Raw genomic sequence first — 15,157 nt, 5'->3', positions numbered from 1 at the left:
CTAAACGTGAACTCGATGAACCATTACTTGCAGCCGCGTTACATCTCGATTGTCGAGAACTCACCGCATCGCCTGGCGGGCGGTGATCAAGGTCGGTTCTGCGTCCTCAGGCGCCGAAACTGCCGCCCGGACCGCGCCTGCGGAGATAGCGCTCGAACTCGGCGGCCAGCGCATCGCCGTCGATCTTCGACAGTGTCTCGTCCACGCTGACCTCAGCGTCGCCGCGCTCTTCGAGGCCGCGCACGTAATCGGCGATCTCCTCGTCGTCCTCGGTCATCTCGGTGACTGCGCGCTCCCATTCCTCTGCCTGTTCCGGCAGTTCACCGAGTGGGACCTCGACGTCGAGCACTTCCTCGAGCTGACTGAGCAGTGCTGCCGATGCCTTGGGGTTGGGTGGGGTGGACACATAGTGCGGAACTGCGGCCCAGAAGGAGATGGCCGGGATCCCCGACTTCACACACTCGTCCTGCAGCACACCGGTGATACCGGTAGGCCCTTCATACCGACTTTCCTCGAGCTTGAACTGCTTTGCCGATTCACTGCTGTAGGCCGCGCCGGTGACCGGGACCGGACGAGTGTGCGGGGTATCTGCGAGCAGGGCCGCCAGGATGACCACGGTGTCCACCTCGAGGTTGCGGGCGATGTCGAGGATCTCGGCGCAGAACCCTCGCCAGCGCATGTTCGGCTCGATACCGCGCAGCAGAACGATGTCCCGGTCCGATCCCGGCGGCGTACAGTACGAAATCGATGTTGTCGGCCAATCGATTCGCCGGGTCACCCCGTCGATTTGTTTGATCGTCGGCCTGTTGACCTGGAAGTCGTAGTAGTCGTCGGAATCGATGTCGGCGAGCGGAACAGCATCCCAGACGAGCTCGAGATGTTCGACCGCTCCGCTGGCCGCATCACCGGCGTCATTCCACCCTTCGAAGGCAGCAACCAGCGTGGGGCGGCGCAATCGTGGAAGGTTTGCGCTCTGCTCAGCGTTCACTGATCCAGCCTACGACCGAACACCGATGGAGAGCGAACTACCCTGTTAACCATGCCTGCCGCAACTTCAGCATCATTCGATACCGAATTGCTCGCCGCGATGAACAAACGCGTCCTGATCGGTGACGGTGCCATGGGAACAATGTTGCAGGCAGCGGACCTGACATTGGCCGATTTCCTGGGGCTCGAGGGTTGCAACGAGATCCTCAACGACACCCGCCCGGACGTCCTTCGGGAGATCCACCGAGCCTATTTCGAGGCCGGCGCGGACGCGGTCGAGACCAACACCTTCGGTTGTAACCTCTCGAACCTCGGCGACTACGACATCGCCGACCGCATCCGGGAGCTGGCCTTCAAGGGCACCAAGCTCGCCCGAGAGGTCGCCGATGAGGTCGGACCGAGTGCCGACGGCATCCCTCGCTTTGTTCTCGGTTCGATCGGGCCGGGTACCAAACTTCCCACTCTGGGCCACACCACCTTCGCTGCGATCCGCGATGCGTACCAGGAATGCGCGCTGGGAATGGTCGAGGGCGGTGCCGACGCCATCCTGATCGAGACCTCGCAGGACCTGCTGCAGGTGAAGGCCGCCGTTCTCGGTTCGCAGCAGGCGATGGACGAACTCGGCCGGCGGATCCCGATCATCACCCACGTCACCGTGGAAACCACCGGCACCATGCTGCTGGGCTCGGAGATCGGGGCTGCACTCACCTCGCTGGAGCCCCTGGGCATCGACATGATCGGCCTGAACTGCGCCACGGGTCCCGCGGAGATGAGCGAACACCTCCGGTACCTCACCCGCCACGCTCGTGTGCCTGTCTCGGTGATGCCCAACGCCGGGCTGCCGACCCTGGGCAAGGACGGTGCCGAGTACCCGCTGACGCCGGAAGAGCTCGCCGAGTCTCTCAAGGGTTTCGTCCAGGAGTACGGACTGTCGTTCGTCGGTGGTTGCTGTGGCACCACACCCGAGCACATTCGTCAGGTCGCCGAGGCGGTACGGGGCGCCGACAAGGCTGAACGGCACCCGGAACACGCCGCCGAGATCTCGTCGTTGTACAGCTCGGTGCCGTTCCACCAGGACGCCAGCATCCTGATGATCGGTGAGCGCACCAACTCCAACGGGTCGAAGGCATTCCGCGACGCGATGCTCGCCGGGGACTACCAGAAGTGCCTCGACATCGCCAAGGATCAGACGCGCGACGGTGCACACATGCTCGACCTCAACGTCGACTACGTCGGCCGCGACGGCGCCGCCGACATGTCCGCGCTCGCCAGCCGACTGGCCACCTCCTCGACGCTGCCGATCATGCTCGACTCCACCGAGCCCGAGGTGCTCGAGGCCGGGCTGGAGCACCTGGGTGGACGCTGCGCGGTGAACTCGGTGAACTACGAGGACGGCGACGGCCCCGAATCGCGATTCACCCGCACGATGAAGCTGGTCAAGAAGCACGGCGCCGCCGTGGTCGCGCTGACCATCGACGAAGAGGGCCAGGCCCGAACCGCCGATTGGAAGGTGAAGGTCGCCGAACGCCTCATCACCGACATCACCGAGAACTGGGGCCTGAACGAAGAGGACATCATCATCGATGCCCTCACGTTCCCCATCTCGACAGGTCAAGAAGAGGTCCGCCGCGACGGCATCGAAACGATCGAGGCGATCCGCCGGCTGAAGGCGAGTCATCCCGACGTCCACTTCACCCTCGGCATCTCGAATGTGTCCTTCGGACTCAATGCCGCCGCCCGTCAGGTGCTCAACTCGGTGTTCCTGCACGAGTGTGTGGAGGCAGGTCTCGACACGGCCATCGTCCACGCCTCCAAGATCCTGCCGATGGCGCGGATCCCCGACGACCACCGGGAGATCGCCCTCGACCTGGTCTACGACCGGCGTCGGGAAGGCTACGACCCGCTACAGAAACTCATGCAGTTGTTCGAGGGCGTCTCCGCGGCGTCGGCTCGGGAGAGCCGCGCGCAGGAATTGGCCAAACTACCGCTCTTTGAACGTCTCGAGCGCCGGATCGTCGACGGAGAACGAGCCGGCCTCACCGATGATCTCGACGAGGCGATGACGGAGAAACCGCCGCTCGAGATCATCAACGAGACGCTGCTCTCCGGCATGAAGACGGTCGGTGAGCTCTTCGGGTCCGGGCAGATGCAGTTGCCATTTGTCCTCCAGAGCGCAGAGGTCATGAAAATGGCTGTGGCGCATCTGGAGCCACACATGGAGGCCACCGGAGAAGACGGCAAGGGCCGCATCGTGCTGGCCACGGTCAAGGGCGATGTGCACGACATCGGGAAAAATCTTGTCGACATCATCTTGTCGAACAACGGCTACGAAGTGGTCAACATCGGCATCAAACAGCCGATCGCGAACATCATCGAGGCCGCCGAGGACAAGAACGCCGACGTCATCGGGATGTCCGGCCTGCTGGTGAAGTCCACGGTGGTGATGAAGGACAACCTCAAGGAACTCAACAGCCGGGGTCTGGCCGAGAAGTACCCCGTCCTGCTCGGCGGTGCGGCACTGACCCGGTCCTATGTGGAGAACGATCTCAGCGAGACCTACGAGGGCGACGTGCATTACGCGCGAGACGCTTTCGAGGGCCTGCGGCTGATGGACGACATCATGCTGACCAAGCGTGGCGGTGCTCCGGCACCCGACAGTCCCGAGGCTCTGGCAGCGGCGGAGAAGACCGCCGAACGCAAGAAGCGCCACGACCGGTCCAAGCGCATCGCCGAAAAGCGTAAGGCCGAGGCAGAGCCGGTGGTGGTGCCCGAGCGTTCGGATGTCGCCGCGGGGCTTCCGGTACCCACGCCTCCGTTCTGGGGGTCACGCATCGTCAAGGGCGTCCCCGTGGCTCAGTATCTGTCGTTGCTCGACGAGCGCGCCCTGTTCCTGGGGCAGTGGGGGCTGCGCGGCGCCCGAGCCGGTGAGGGGCCGAGTTACGAAGATCTGGTGGAGACCGACGGACGTCCGCGGCTGCGCCACTGGATCGACCGGCTGGCGACGGAGAACATCCTGCAACACGCCGCCGTGGTCTACGGCTTCTACCCGGCCGTCAGCGAGGGCGATGTGGTGCACGTGCTCACCGAGCCGCGCCCGGACGCGCCGATCCGGCACAGCTTCGAGTTCCCGCGGCAGCAGCGCGGGCGGTTCCTCTGCATCGCCGACTTCATCCGCTCGCGTGCCGACGCGATCGAGACCGGCGAGGTGGACGTTCTACCGTTCCAACTGGTCACCATGGGGCAGCCGATCGCCGACTTCGCCAACAAGTTGTTCGCCGAGGACGCGTACCGCGACTATCTCGAGGTGCACGGCATCGGTGTGCAGCTGACCGAGGCACTTGCCGAGTTCTGGCATCAGCGGGTGCGCGAGGAACTGCGTTTTGGTGACACCGCCATGGCCGCGGAGGATCCGGACAACCCGCAGGACTTCTTCGACCTCAAGTACCGGGGCGCGCGCTTCTCGTTCGGTTACGGCGCCTGCCCGAATCTGGAGGATCGGGCCAAGATGATGGACCTCCTCGACCCGGGCCGCATCGGCGTCGAATTATCGGACGAGTTGCAGCTCCACCCGGAGCAGTCGACGGATGCCTTTGTGCTGCACCACCCCGAAGCGAAGTACTTCAACACGTAGGCGGCAGCTCGTCAGGTGGGCACCAGTTCGATTCAGCGTGAGTCGAACTGGTGCTTCTGGCGCGGTCGTGGCCAACACTTCATGCCATGACATCAACTGTTGCTGCTGCCGGAGCCTTCACCGACACCGAACTCGACGATCGTTTTCGTCCGGCCTTCGAGAGCATCGCCGCCGGTGCGACCGAGCGCGAGGTGGATCGACGGTTGGCATACGACGAGGTCGGCCGGTTACGGGAACTGGGTTTCGGAGCACTGCGGGTGCCCGTTGAGTTCGGCGGACTCGGGGCCACTGTGCGCCAACAGTTCCGACTTCTCATCGACCTCGCCGCGGCGGAATCGAACCTTCCACAAGCGTTGCGTGTCCACTTCAGTTTCGTCGAAGATCAGCGGCTCGCCGAGGTGAGCGACGCCCGTGACACCTGGCTTCGTGCGACGGCCGGTGGTGTACTCGTCGGCAACGCGATCACCGAACCCGGCGTGGGTGCCGTGGACCGCTACCAGACGCGCCTGACCCGCGACGGCGACCAGTGGGTGCTCAACGGCACGAAGTACTACAGCACCGGGTCGCTGTATTCGGACCACATCCTGGTCGCCGCGGACCAGGACGGCGAACGTGTGTCGGTGCTCGTCGACGCACACGCCGACGGCGTCACCCAGCATGACGATTGGGATGGCTTCGGACAAAGGCTGACGGCCAGCGGCACAACGGAATTCAGCAATGTCGTGGTCAGCCCAGACCGTATCCTGGGACCAGGATACGGCGGCGCTGGAAAGACCTATGCCACGTCGTATCTGCAGCTGGTGCAACTGGCCGTGCTGGCAGGTATCGCGCAGCGCGCCACCGACGACGCTGCGGCGTGGGTTCGCGACCGGACTCGCTCGTACACCCATGCCGCCGCGGATCTGCCCAGGGAGGATCCGCTGGTGCAGCAGGTCATCGGAAAGCTGTCGAGTGCCGCGTTCACTGCGCGCGCGGCGGTGCTGGCAGTTGCCGACGTCCTCGACGAGGTACTTGCCGACAGTTCGACCGCTCAGGATCCGGAGTTGCTCGATCGAGCCGAAGTCGCTGCGGCACAAGCACAATTGACCGTCATCGATCTGGTCCTGGCCGCGACGACTCAGCTCTTCGAGGTCGGCGGGGCTTCCATCACCTCCGAGAGCCTGCGACTGGATCGACACTGGCGCAATGCGCGGACGATCTCCACGCACAATCCATCGATCTTCAAGTCGCAGGCGGTCGGGGCGTACGTCCTCAACGGTACCGAGTTGCCCTATGCGTGGAGTGCCGGCAAGCGCTAGCAGAGGTGGGTCCAGCCGGGACCGGTAGCCCACGCAGGCAGCACGATTTTCTTCCTGGGCCGGCGTCGGGAAGGATGACGTGGTGAGCGATCTACCCGACGCCGTCTTCTGGGACATGGACGGCACACTGCTCGACTCGGAAAAGCTGTGGGACGTCGCAATGGCCGACCTCGCTGCCGACCTGGGCATCGAGATGGACCATGCACTCCGCCAATCGACGCTCGGTAATTCGATGACCGACGCGTTGACCAAGGTGTTCGTGGCCGCGGGCGTGCCCGACGGCGAACGCGACTACCCCGGCCGGGCCGCGTGGCTCCGCGCGCGGGTGTCGGCGTTGTTCAAGCTCGGGATTCCCTGGATGCCCGGAGCTCGCGAGGCCCTCGACCTCATCGGTGAGCAGGGCATCGCGATGGCGTTGGTGACCAACACCGAGCGCGAGTTGACCGACGAGGCGCTCGAGACGATCGGGAGACATCGGTTCGAGGCGACTGTGTGCGGCGACGAGGTACCGCTCGGCAAGCCCCAACCCGACCCCTACCTGAAAGCGGCACGGCTGCTCGGCGTCGACCCGTCGCACTGTCTGGCCGTGGAGGATTCGCCGACCGGGTCACAGGCGGCCAGCGCTGCCGGCTGCGCGGTGATCGTCATCCCGTCGGAGGCGCCGGTTTCCGGTGGTCCGCGTCGCACACTGCGGGAGAGCCTCGTCGGACTGACCCTCGACGACCTTGCTGCGGCGTCCAATGGAACACTTGAGCACCGTGAAGACCTTCGATGAGCTGTTCGCCGAGTTGACCGATCGGGCCGCCACCCGTCCCGAGGGAAGCGGAACGGTTACCGCTCTCGACAAGGGAGTGCACGCCCTCGGCAAGAAGATCATCGAGGAAGCCGGCGAGGTGTGGCTCGCTGCCGAGCACGAGAGTGCGGAGGCGACCGCCGAGGAGATATCTCAGTTGCTCTATTGGCTTCAGGTGATGATGATCAAACGCGGCCTGACTCTCGACGACGTCTACAAACACCTGTGAGACGGCCCTGCGGCCGTCTTCCCGAAATGCCCGTTCCCCGATAGGACCACCCATGCTGCGCGTTGCCGTTCCCAACAAGGGGGCGCTTTCCGAGTCCGCCGCCGAGATCCTCAGCGAGGCCGGCTACCGGCGCCGCTCGGATGCGAAAGACCTCACCGTTCTCGATCCGGCGAACGAGGTGGAGTTCTTCTTCCTGCGGCCCAAGGACATCGCGATCTACGTCGGGTCGGGCGAGCTGGACCTCGGTCTCACCGGACGGGATCTGGCACTCGACTCCGGTGCGGACGTCGAAGAACGCCTCGCTCTCGGCATCGGTTCGTCGACGTTCCGCTACGCGGCGCCGACCGAGCAGCAGTGGTCGGTCGCCGACCTTGCGGGCAAACGCATTGCCACCTCGTATCCCAACCTCGTTCGCGGTGACCTCGCGTCGAAGGGCATCGAGGCCACCATCATCCGGCTCGACGGCGCTGTAGAGATCTCGATCCAGCTGGGTGTCGCCGACGCCATCGCGGACGTGGTCGGGTCCGGTCGCACACTCCGCCAGCACGATCTGACCGCGTTCGGTGACTCACTCTGCGACTCCGAAGGAGTGCTCGTGCAACGGGCGGGCGCCGACCGCTCCAAGGCCGCCGACCGCTTCATCGCCCGCGTGCAGGGCGTCGTGTTCGGCCAGCGATACGTCATGCTCGACTACGACTGCCCGAAAAGTCTGCTCGACTCGGCGATCAAGATCACGCCTGGACTCGAATCGCCCACGGTGGCACCCATGGCCGACGACAAGTGGGTGGCCGTCCGGTCGCTGGTACCGCGCAAACAGCACCAGAACCTGATGGACGAGCTGTCCGAACTGGGCGCCAAGGCGATCCTCGCCTCCGACATCCGGTCCTGCCGCTTCTGAGCGACGCCCTACACCGGGCGGATGAGTACGGTCTGCGCGGATCGCCCCACCGGCCCAGCGGTGTCGTAGAGATCGGCGAACGTCGCGCCGTAGCCGTTCGGGCCCACAGCCATCTCGGCGGAGATACCCGTCCAGTCGCCGATCGGCTCGCGGTGGAGGTGGACCGTGGTGTCGGTGTTCATGAACGTCCAATCGCCGATCGCCAGTCGTGATCCGACGCCGTTCGCAACGTCGAGCACGGTGAAGAACTTCTCCAGGTCGGTTGTCTCCTCGCCGGCGACAAGCGGCAGGGTCGGACGGACCCAGGCGCGACTCGGGCCGTGTGCTGCTCGGTCGATCAGACGGTGTTCCAGCGTGCCCACGAACCCGACAGAACCCCAGTCCGCGGCATCGAGTGGCCCTACGCCTGCCAGGCCGATCGATCCTTCGAGCCCGTCCGGAAGCGGCGTCAGTGCCGGCGTGACGGCATGCTCCACCGTGGCGGTGTCGGCCGTGGCAAGGCGCCATCCGGTGGCTCGCGCGGCAACCCGATAGCTGCCGTCGGGTTGTTTCACCGACAGTTCTGACGCGAGCAGACTGATCTGTCTACCCGGCCGCAGCACGGTCGTCGACACCCGGTTCTCGGTCATCCCTACCGGACCGAGGATGTCGATTGCTATGCGTGTGAAGGAATGTGACGCGTCCGGCTCGTGACGCAGCAGTGCTCGAGTCAGCAATCCGGTCGGTGGGCCGCCGTGTTGCAGATCGGCACCCCACACGCTGACCGTGTGTTCGGTGGGTTCGAAATGATCGAAATCGCCGTCATGGCCCAGAGGGATGAAGTAGGCGGGTTGCGCAGACACAAGGGGTGATTCAACCACCTACTCCGACACGGCCTCCGCATGGCTCGTCTCACCCGGCGACGACGGCCATCCGGGGTACGGCAGCAGCGTCCCGCCGAACTCCGGGCAGTGGGCCTTGTGGTCGCACCACTGACACATGCGACTGCGCTTCGGTGGGAAGTCGCCCGTCGCACCGGCTTTCAGGATTGCCTTCCAGATCGCCGTGAGTGTCTTGGCGAATCGATCGAGCTCGGCCTTCTCGGGTGTGTAGATCAGGCTCTGGCCGTCGGCGAGATAGAGCAGTTGGAGGCGGGCCGGAACGATCCCGCGGAGCCGGTAGATCGCCAGCGCGTAGAACTTCATCTGGAACAGCGCGCGCGATTCGAAACTCTCGCCGGGGGAGCGCCCGGTCTTGTAGTCGACCACACGTACGCGGCCGTCGGGTGCCACGTCGATCCGGTCGACGAAGCCGCGCAACAACACTCGATCGGGGTCGTCATCGTCCTCGGTCAGGTCGACCTCCACCCGCAATTCACACGATTCCGGTGTGAAGGCGGTTGGATTCTCCAGCGTGTAGTAGGTGGAGATGAGTTTGTGGGCGTCGGCAAGGAACCGGTCGACCTGGTCATCGGGAACCAGGTCGCGTAGTTCGGGTGTCTCCTCGCACAGGGCACCCCACGCGCCGTCCACGAGTAGCTCGGCTGACTCGGGCACCCGCAGCCCAGCCGGCATGTCGAACAGGTTCTCCAGAGCCGCATGCACCACGGTGCCCTTGACCTGGGCCTGGGTCGGGCTTTCCGGAAGTCGGTCGATAGCCCGGTACCGATAGAGCAACGGACACTGCTTGTAGTCACCTGCACGACTGGGCGAGAGCGCCGGGGCCCGGACCGCCTTGCCAGTGGTGCCGGTCTGCGTGGCCACTCCTCGAGGCGGCCGGCCGGCTGCACTCGTGTCAGGGCACAATTCGGTACTGAGACTCACACCTGGCAGGGTATGCCTGACCAACGACAACAACGATCATTTCGAGTCCGTGGGTATCCGATGCCGCTCAGGTTCAGATCCGCGCATCGAGGGAAGGCTCACCGCCCCATGTCAACAACAGGTCCGTTTGCCGTCGGCGACCGCGTGCAGCTCTCCGACGCCAAGGGCCGGAAGTTCACCGTCCGGCTCGAAGCCGGCAAGAGCTTCCACACGCACAAGGGCGCCATCGCGCATGACGACCTCATCGGGTCGGACGAGGGAATCGTCGTCAAGTCGACGTCGCAGACGCCGTACCTTGCGCTGCGGCCGCTGCTCATCGACTACGTGTTGTCGATGCCTCGTGGCGCCCAGGTCATCTACCCCAAGGACGCGGCACAGATCGTGATGGAGGGCGACGTCCATCCCGGGTGCACCGTTCTCGAGGCGGGTGCAGGGTCGGGCGCCCTGACCTGCTCTCTGCTGCGCGCTGTCGGCGAGCACGGCCGGGTCCTGTCCTACGAGGTGCGCGAGGACCACGCCGAGCATGCGGTCCGGAATGTCAACGAGTTCTTCGGGGGACCACCGCCGAACTGGGATCTGACCCTGGCCGACCTGTCCGACCACCCCGGGACTGCCGACGTCGATCGCGTGGTCCTGGACATGCTGGCGCCGTGGGAAACGCTCGATACGGTGCGTCGAGCCCTGAAGCCGGGCGGGGTGCTGACCGTTTATGTGGCCACGGTGACCCAATTGTCTCGAGTGGTCGAGGCGATCCGTGAGCAACAGTGCTGGACCGAACCGCGCGCCTGGGAATCACTGGTACGAGACTGGAACGTGGTCGGTCTAGCCGTCCGTCCCGGACACAAAATGCAAGGTCACACCGCTTTTCTGGTGACCACTCGACGCCTGGCGGAGGGTACCGCACCGCCCAGGCCTCATCGGCGTCCCAGCAAGGGCTGACCTGCTTGGTGTAGCGTCGGAAAACCTTGCGGCGACACACTATTAACACATCTACAACACCACGTGCCGCGGGGCGTGAGGCAAGCCAGTCGATTCGCCGGTAACCTCGGGTAACGAGTCGATCGCTAAAACACCACGTGGTGGTGGCGCAGAGTCGACTCGGGGAGAGGAGTCAGAAATGACGGATTCCAGCAACGACGAGCCTCGGCAGCGTCGCGGTCCACAGGATTCGGCCGCGACCGATGCCGAGTGGGGATCGTCTCGCCCTGCCACCGGGGCCGGCCCCGCACCAGGAGGCGGCTCGTACGGCAAAGTCGGAGACGACGACATGCAGGCACGTGTCGACACACTCACGACGCGCAACGCCAAGCTGCTCGAGACCCTCAAAGAGGCCCGGGCACAGCTCATCGCCCTGCGCGAAGAGGTGGACCGGCTCGGCCAACCGCCCAGTGGCTACGGCGTACTCCTCGAGATCTTCGAGGACTCGACGGTGGACGTCTTCACCTCGGGCCGCAAGATGCGACTGACGTGCTCTCCCAACATCGATCTCGACACGCTTCGTCGCGGTCAGACCGTGCGTCTGAACGAGGCCCTCACGATCGTCGAGGCCGGGTCTTACGACTCCGTGGGTGAGATCAGCACCCTGCGCGAGGTCCTCGAGGACGGGCAGCGGGCGCTTGTCGTCGGTCATGCCGACGAGGAACGGGTGGTGTGGCTGGCCGAACCGCTGAGCGAGAGTGTGCTCTCGGAGGTCGAGGGCAATCGCAAACTGCGCCCCGGCGACTCCCTGCTCATCGACACCAAAGCCGGCTTCGCTTTCGAGCGGGTTCCCAAGGCCGAGGTCGAGGACCTGGTTCTGGAAGAGGTGCCCGATGTCGGGTACGAGGACATCGGTGGGCTCGGCCGCCAGATCGAGCAGATCCGCGACGCCGTCGAACTGCCGTTCCTGCACAAAGACCTGTTCCGCGAGTACTCGCTGCGGCCGCCGAAGGGCGTGCTGCTCTACGGCCCTCCCGGTTGCGGCAAGACCCTCATCGCCAAGGCTGTTGCCAACTCGCTGGCCAAGAAGATCGCGCTGGCGCGTGGTGATGATGCCAAAGAGGCGAAGTCGTACTTCCTGAACATCAAGGGTCCCGAGCTTCTCAACAAGTTCGTCGGCGAGACCGAACGCCACATCCGCCTGATCTTCCAGCGGGCTCGCGAGAAGGCGTCCGAGGGCACCCCGGTCATCGTCTTCTTCGACGAGATGGACTCGATCTTCCGTACCCGCGGTTCCGGCGTCTCCTCTGATGTCGAGACCACAGTCGTGCCTCAGCTGCTCAGTGAGATCGACGGTGTTGAGGGGCTGGAGAACGTCATCGTCATCGGTGCCTCCAACCGCGAGGACATGATCGATCCGGCCATCCTGCGTCCGGGTCGCCTCGATGTGAAGATCAAGATCGAGCGCCCCGATGCCGAATCGGCGATTGACATCTTCTCCAAGTACCTGGTCCCGACACTGCCTGTGCACCCCGACGACATCAACGAGTTCGGCGGGGACCGGGCGGCGTGCGTCAAGGCGATGATCGAGCGTGTCGTCGAGAGAATGTACGCAGAGAGTGACGACAACCGCTTCCTGGAGGTCACTTACGCCAACGGCGACAAAGAGATCATGTACTTCAAGGACTTCAACTCCGGAGCCATGATCCAGAACGTGGTGGACCGCGCCAAGAAGTACGCCATCAAGTCGCAGTTGGAGACGGGTCAGGGAGGCCTTCGGATCCAGCACTTGTTCGATTCCATCCTCGACGAGTTCGCCGAGAACGAAGACCTGCCGAACACCACCAACCCCGACGACTGGGCGAGGATCTCGGGCAAGAAGGGTGAGCGGATCGTTTACATCCGCACACTGGTCACGGGCAAGAGCTCGGGTGCGAGCCGGGCGATCGACACCGAGACCAACACCGGTCAGTACCTGTAACACCTCACGCAGAGTCAGGAGCGGTGGGGACGAGGTCGAGACTTCGTCCCCACCGCTTTTCTGTCTCCGGACGGCGGATGCCCGTTTGCCCGCACGAACCGCGGCGCCGCCGTCGGGGCCGTCTACAGTGATGCGTTAATGAACGCATCGCCTACGCCGCTCCGCATCTGGGTCGACGGCACCGAGCAGCGGCTGAGACCGGCCGGACGCGTCACCATCGGGCGCACCCCGGACAATGACATACCGATCGTCCACCCCATGGTCTCGCGCCACCATCTGGCCATCGAGTGGTCGGGCGACGCCTGGCGAATCGTCGACGTCGGCAGCACCAACGGTTTCTATGCGGACGGCGCGCGGTCGACCGGCATGATGTTGTCGGGCAACCATCGAATTCGTTTGGGCGACAACGTGGTCGGGCCGCTGGTCGACATCGCGGTGATGCAGCCGGCTACCGGCGGACATGCTGGGCCGGCCCAGTATCGATCGGCCCCGATTCCGCACCGCGGAGCCCAGCCTTCCCCTCGATCGAATCCGTCGCCCATGCGACCGGCACCTCCAGGATTCAGTGGGGCCTCAGCGGCGCCACACTTGCAGGCACTGCATCAGAACGTCTCGGCGGTATACCAGATCAGTTCGGACGGCCACATCAGCCCCCAGGCCGGCTCTGGGCAGCGAGAGGCCATCGACATCGGGGCTTCGGCGCGAATGAGTATCGGCCGCACCCCGGACAACGACATCGTCGTCAGCGACGTCCTCGCTTCGCGTCGCCATGCCCAATTGACCGCATCGCCGCAAGGGCTGGTCATCGAGGACCTCCGATCGGTGAACGGCACCTACGTCGACGGTCGGCGGATCAGCAGGCAGCTGCTCACCGAGGGCAGCGTGGTCACCATCGGCAACAGCGACTTCGTGGTCCAGGGCGGGACGCTTGTCCGGGGACAGTCACGGGCCGCCGTCGCGGACGGTCTCCACGTGCAAGCGATCGGGTTGACCATCGACGGCAAACAATTGCTCCACGAAGTCGAGTTCGCGGCCGGTCCCGGGAGCCTCACCGCCGTCATCGGACCGTCTGGGGCAGGTAAGTCGACGGTGTCGAAGATCGTCGCCGGCGGGGCGAACCCGTCCACCGGAACCGTCACCTTCGAAGGCCGCAGTGTGCACGCCGAGTACGAGGCGCTGCGCACGCGCATCGGAATGGTGCCACAGGACGATGTGCTGCATCGACGGCTCACCCTGCGGCAGGCGCTTCGCTACGCAGCTGAACTCAGATTGCCACCGGACATGAGCACGGCCGACCGCGACAACGTCATTCACGGAGTGTTGGCCGAACTGCAGCTCACCGAGCACCTCGACACCAGGGTCGACAAGCTGTCCGGCGGGCAACGGAAACGGGCGTCGGTGGCGATGGAGTTGCTCACCGGGCCTTCTCTGCTGATTCTCGACGAGCCGACCTCAGGGCTCGACCCCGCACTGGACCGTCAGGTCATGTCGACTCTTCGTCGACTGGCCGACGCCGGACGGGTCGTGATCGTGGTGACCCACTCCCTGACGTACCTGTCGATGTGTGACCAGGTGCTGTTGCTCGCTCCGGGCGGGAAGACCGCCTATTACGGCAGCCCTGGGGCAGTCGGCCCGGCGATGGGCACCGAGGACTGGGCCGAGATCTTCGCGTACGTCGCAGAGCAACCGGACGTCGCTCACGAGCGCTATCGGGCCCGGAATCGACGCCCGCCGGCCAGACCACCGAGTCGGCGGGCCGGGTCGCCGATACGCCCGCCGCAGACCAGTGTCACTCGCCAAACGTCGACGGTCTCGCGACGACAAGTTCGGCTGATCCTGGCAGACACCGGTTATCTGGTGTTCTTGGCGCTGCTGCCGATCGTGCTCGGGCTCCTGTCGCTGGTGATCCCCGGCACCGCGGGCTTCGATGTCAACAGCAGTACGAGTTTTGGTGAGACAGTTCAGATCCTGGTCGTGCTGGTGGTCGGGGCGAGCTTCATGGGTGCGGCTCTGACCGTGCGTGACCTGGTCGGGGAGCGGGCCATTTTCGTCCGGGAACGGGCAGTGGGCCTTCGCCCCGGCGCCTACCTGTTGGCCAAAGTCGTGGTTTTCTTCGTCGTCTCCGTGCTGCAGTGTGCGGTGATGGTCGCAATCACGTACGCGGGCAAGGGAACTCCGGGGTCTGGCCTGTTCACCGCCGGTGCCCTCGAATTGTTTGTCGCCATCGCCTTCTTGGGATGCGTCAGCACACTGATCGGCCTCGCCATCTCGGCGGCGGTTCGGTCGAGTGAGCAGACCATGCCACCACTCGTGGTGGTCGTGATGGTGCAACTCGTCTTCTGCGGCGGGTTGTTCCCCCTCGCGGGGCGGGTCGGCCTCGAGCAGTTGTCGTGGATCTTCCCGGCCCGGTGGGGCTACGCCGCTGCCGCGAATGCCGTTGACCTGCGCGCTGTCTCACCGTCGTCGCCGTCCACACAAAAAGAGACCATCTGGGACCAGACGATTGCCAACGCCGCCCTCGCCTACGGCGCGATGACGGTGATCGCGTTGATCCTCGCCTGGTTCACCTACCGTCGCCTGGTCTTGAAGAAGAAGTCACTGTCTTGAAGAAGAGGCCTCT

11 protein-coding genes are annotated in these 15,157 nt (G+C 64.8%); 8 read left to right on the top strand and 3 right to left on the bottom strand.

All coding sequences use genetic code 11. The features are described 5' to 3' along the window. Window positions 1-106: 106 nt before the first annotated feature. Window positions 107-988 (bottom strand): PAC2 family protein, encoded by an 882-nt coding sequence (locus tag CSW57_RS08225; RefSeq protein WP_099382320.1) that lies wholly within the window; start codon window positions 986-988, stop codon window positions 107-109. A gap of 51 nt (window positions 989-1,039) precedes the next feature. On the opposite strand from CSW57_RS08225, the gene metH reads away from it, so the two are divergent. From metH to hisG, 5 genes are all read left to right on the top strand, one after another. Continuing rightward, a complete protein-coding gene (metH, locus tag CSW57_RS08220) occupies window positions 1,040-4,618 on the top strand; it encodes a methionine synthase (RefSeq protein ID WP_099382319.1) in 3,579 nt (1,192 codons plus the stop codon). An 86-nt stretch (window positions 4,619-4,704) separates the two neighbouring features. Further along, window positions 4,705-5,916 (top strand): acyl-CoA dehydrogenase family protein, encoded by a 1,212-nt coding sequence (locus tag CSW57_RS08215; protein ID WP_099382481.1) that lies wholly within the window; start codon window positions 4,705-4,707, stop codon window positions 5,914-5,916. 82 nt (window positions 5,917-5,998) lie between these two features. Further along, entirely contained in the window at window positions 5,999-6,691 is a 693-nt protein-coding gene (locus CSW57_RS08210; protein WP_223249122.1) for an HAD family hydrolase, read from the top strand. After that, window positions 6,675-6,938, top strand: a complete 264-nt coding sequence (locus tag CSW57_RS08205) for a phosphoribosyl-ATP diphosphatase (RefSeq protein ID WP_099382479.1) — start codon at window positions 6,675-6,677, stop codon at window positions 6,936-6,938. Before CSW57_RS08210 ends, CSW57_RS08205 begins: the two co-directional genes overlap by 17 nt. Before the next feature lie 52 nt (window positions 6,939-6,990). Then, complete coding sequence (gene hisG, locus CSW57_RS08200) at window positions 6,991-7,836, top strand: ATP phosphoribosyltransferase (protein WP_062798138.1); 846 nt, start codon at window positions 6,991-6,993, stop codon at window positions 7,834-7,836. An 8-nt stretch (window positions 7,837-7,844) separates the two neighbouring features. Here hisG and CSW57_RS08195 read toward each other — a convergent pair whose 3' ends face one another. Together CSW57_RS08195 and CSW57_RS08190 are read right to left on the bottom strand one after the other, a co-directional pair. Continuing rightward, the gene (locus tag CSW57_RS08195; RefSeq protein ID WP_223249121.1) at window positions 7,845-8,678 is read right to left on the bottom strand and encodes a thioesterase family protein; all 834 of its coding nucleotides are present in this window, start codon (window positions 8,676-8,678) and stop codon (window positions 7,845-7,847) included. A gap of 18 nt (window positions 8,679-8,696) precedes the next feature. Continuing rightward, window positions 8,697-9,638, bottom strand: coding sequence for a RecB family exonuclease (locus CSW57_RS08190; protein ID WP_370623923.1), 942 nt, complete (start codon window positions 9,636-9,638; stop codon window positions 8,697-8,699). Between the two features lie 108 nt (window positions 9,639-9,746). On the opposite strand from CSW57_RS08190, the gene CSW57_RS08185 reads away from it, so the two are divergent. The 3 genes from CSW57_RS08185 to CSW57_RS08175 all read left to right on the top strand — a co-directional run bounded on the left by CSW57_RS08185 (window position 9,747) and on the right by CSW57_RS08175 (window position 15,144). Next, the gene (locus CSW57_RS08185) at window positions 9,747-10,577 is read left to right on the top strand and encodes a tRNA (adenine-N1)-methyltransferase (protein ID WP_030162962.1); all 831 of its coding nucleotides are present in this window, start codon (window positions 9,747-9,749) and stop codon (window positions 10,575-10,577) included. A gap of 178 nt (window positions 10,578-10,755) precedes the next feature. Further along, the gene (arc, locus tag CSW57_RS08180) at window positions 10,756-12,537 is read left to right on the top strand and encodes a proteasome ATPase (RefSeq protein ID WP_099382317.1); all 1,782 of its coding nucleotides are present in this window, start codon (window positions 10,756-10,758) and stop codon (window positions 12,535-12,537) included. Between the two features lie 138 nt (window positions 12,538-12,675). Continuing rightward, on the top strand, window positions 12,676-15,144 hold the full coding sequence (locus CSW57_RS08175; protein WP_099382316.1) for an FHA domain-containing protein: 2,469 nt from the start codon (window positions 12,676-12,678) through the stop codon (window positions 15,142-15,144). Window positions 15,145-15,157 lie beyond the last annotated feature (13 nt).

It is taken from the genome of Williamsia muralis (assembly GCF_002735905.1).
Lineage (GTDB): Bacteria > Actinomycetota > Actinomycetes > Mycobacteriales > Mycobacteriaceae > Williamsia > Williamsia muralis_A.
Note: the sequence above shows the minus strand (reverse complement) of the source record. Positions and strands in the feature narration are given on the sequence as shown.

What these genes read in the sequence shown, in the direction of transcription:
- metH (WP_099382319.1), top strand. Translation starts at nt 1,040, where the DNA reads ATGCCTGCCGCAACTTCAGCATCATTCGATACCGAATTGCTCGCCGCG.
- CSW57_RS08215 (WP_099382481.1), top strand. Translation starts at nt 4,705, where the DNA reads ATGACATCAACTGTTGCTGCTGCCGGAGCCTTCACCGACACCGAACTC.
- hisG (WP_062798138.1), top strand. Translation starts at nt 6,991, where the DNA reads ATGCTGCGCGTTGCCGTTCCCAACAAGGGGGCGCTTTCCGAGTCCGCC.
- CSW57_RS08185 (WP_030162962.1), top strand. Translation starts at nt 9,747, where the DNA reads ATGTCAACAACAGGTCCGTTTGCCGTCGGCGACCGCGTGCAGCTCTCC.
- arc (WP_099382317.1), top strand. Translation starts at nt 10,756, where the DNA reads ATGACGGATTCCAGCAACGACGAGCCTCGGCAGCGTCGCGGTCCACAG.
- CSW57_RS08175 (WP_099382316.1), top strand. Translation starts at nt 12,676, where the DNA reads ATGAACGCATCGCCTACGCCGCTCCGCATCTGGGTCGACGGCACCGAG.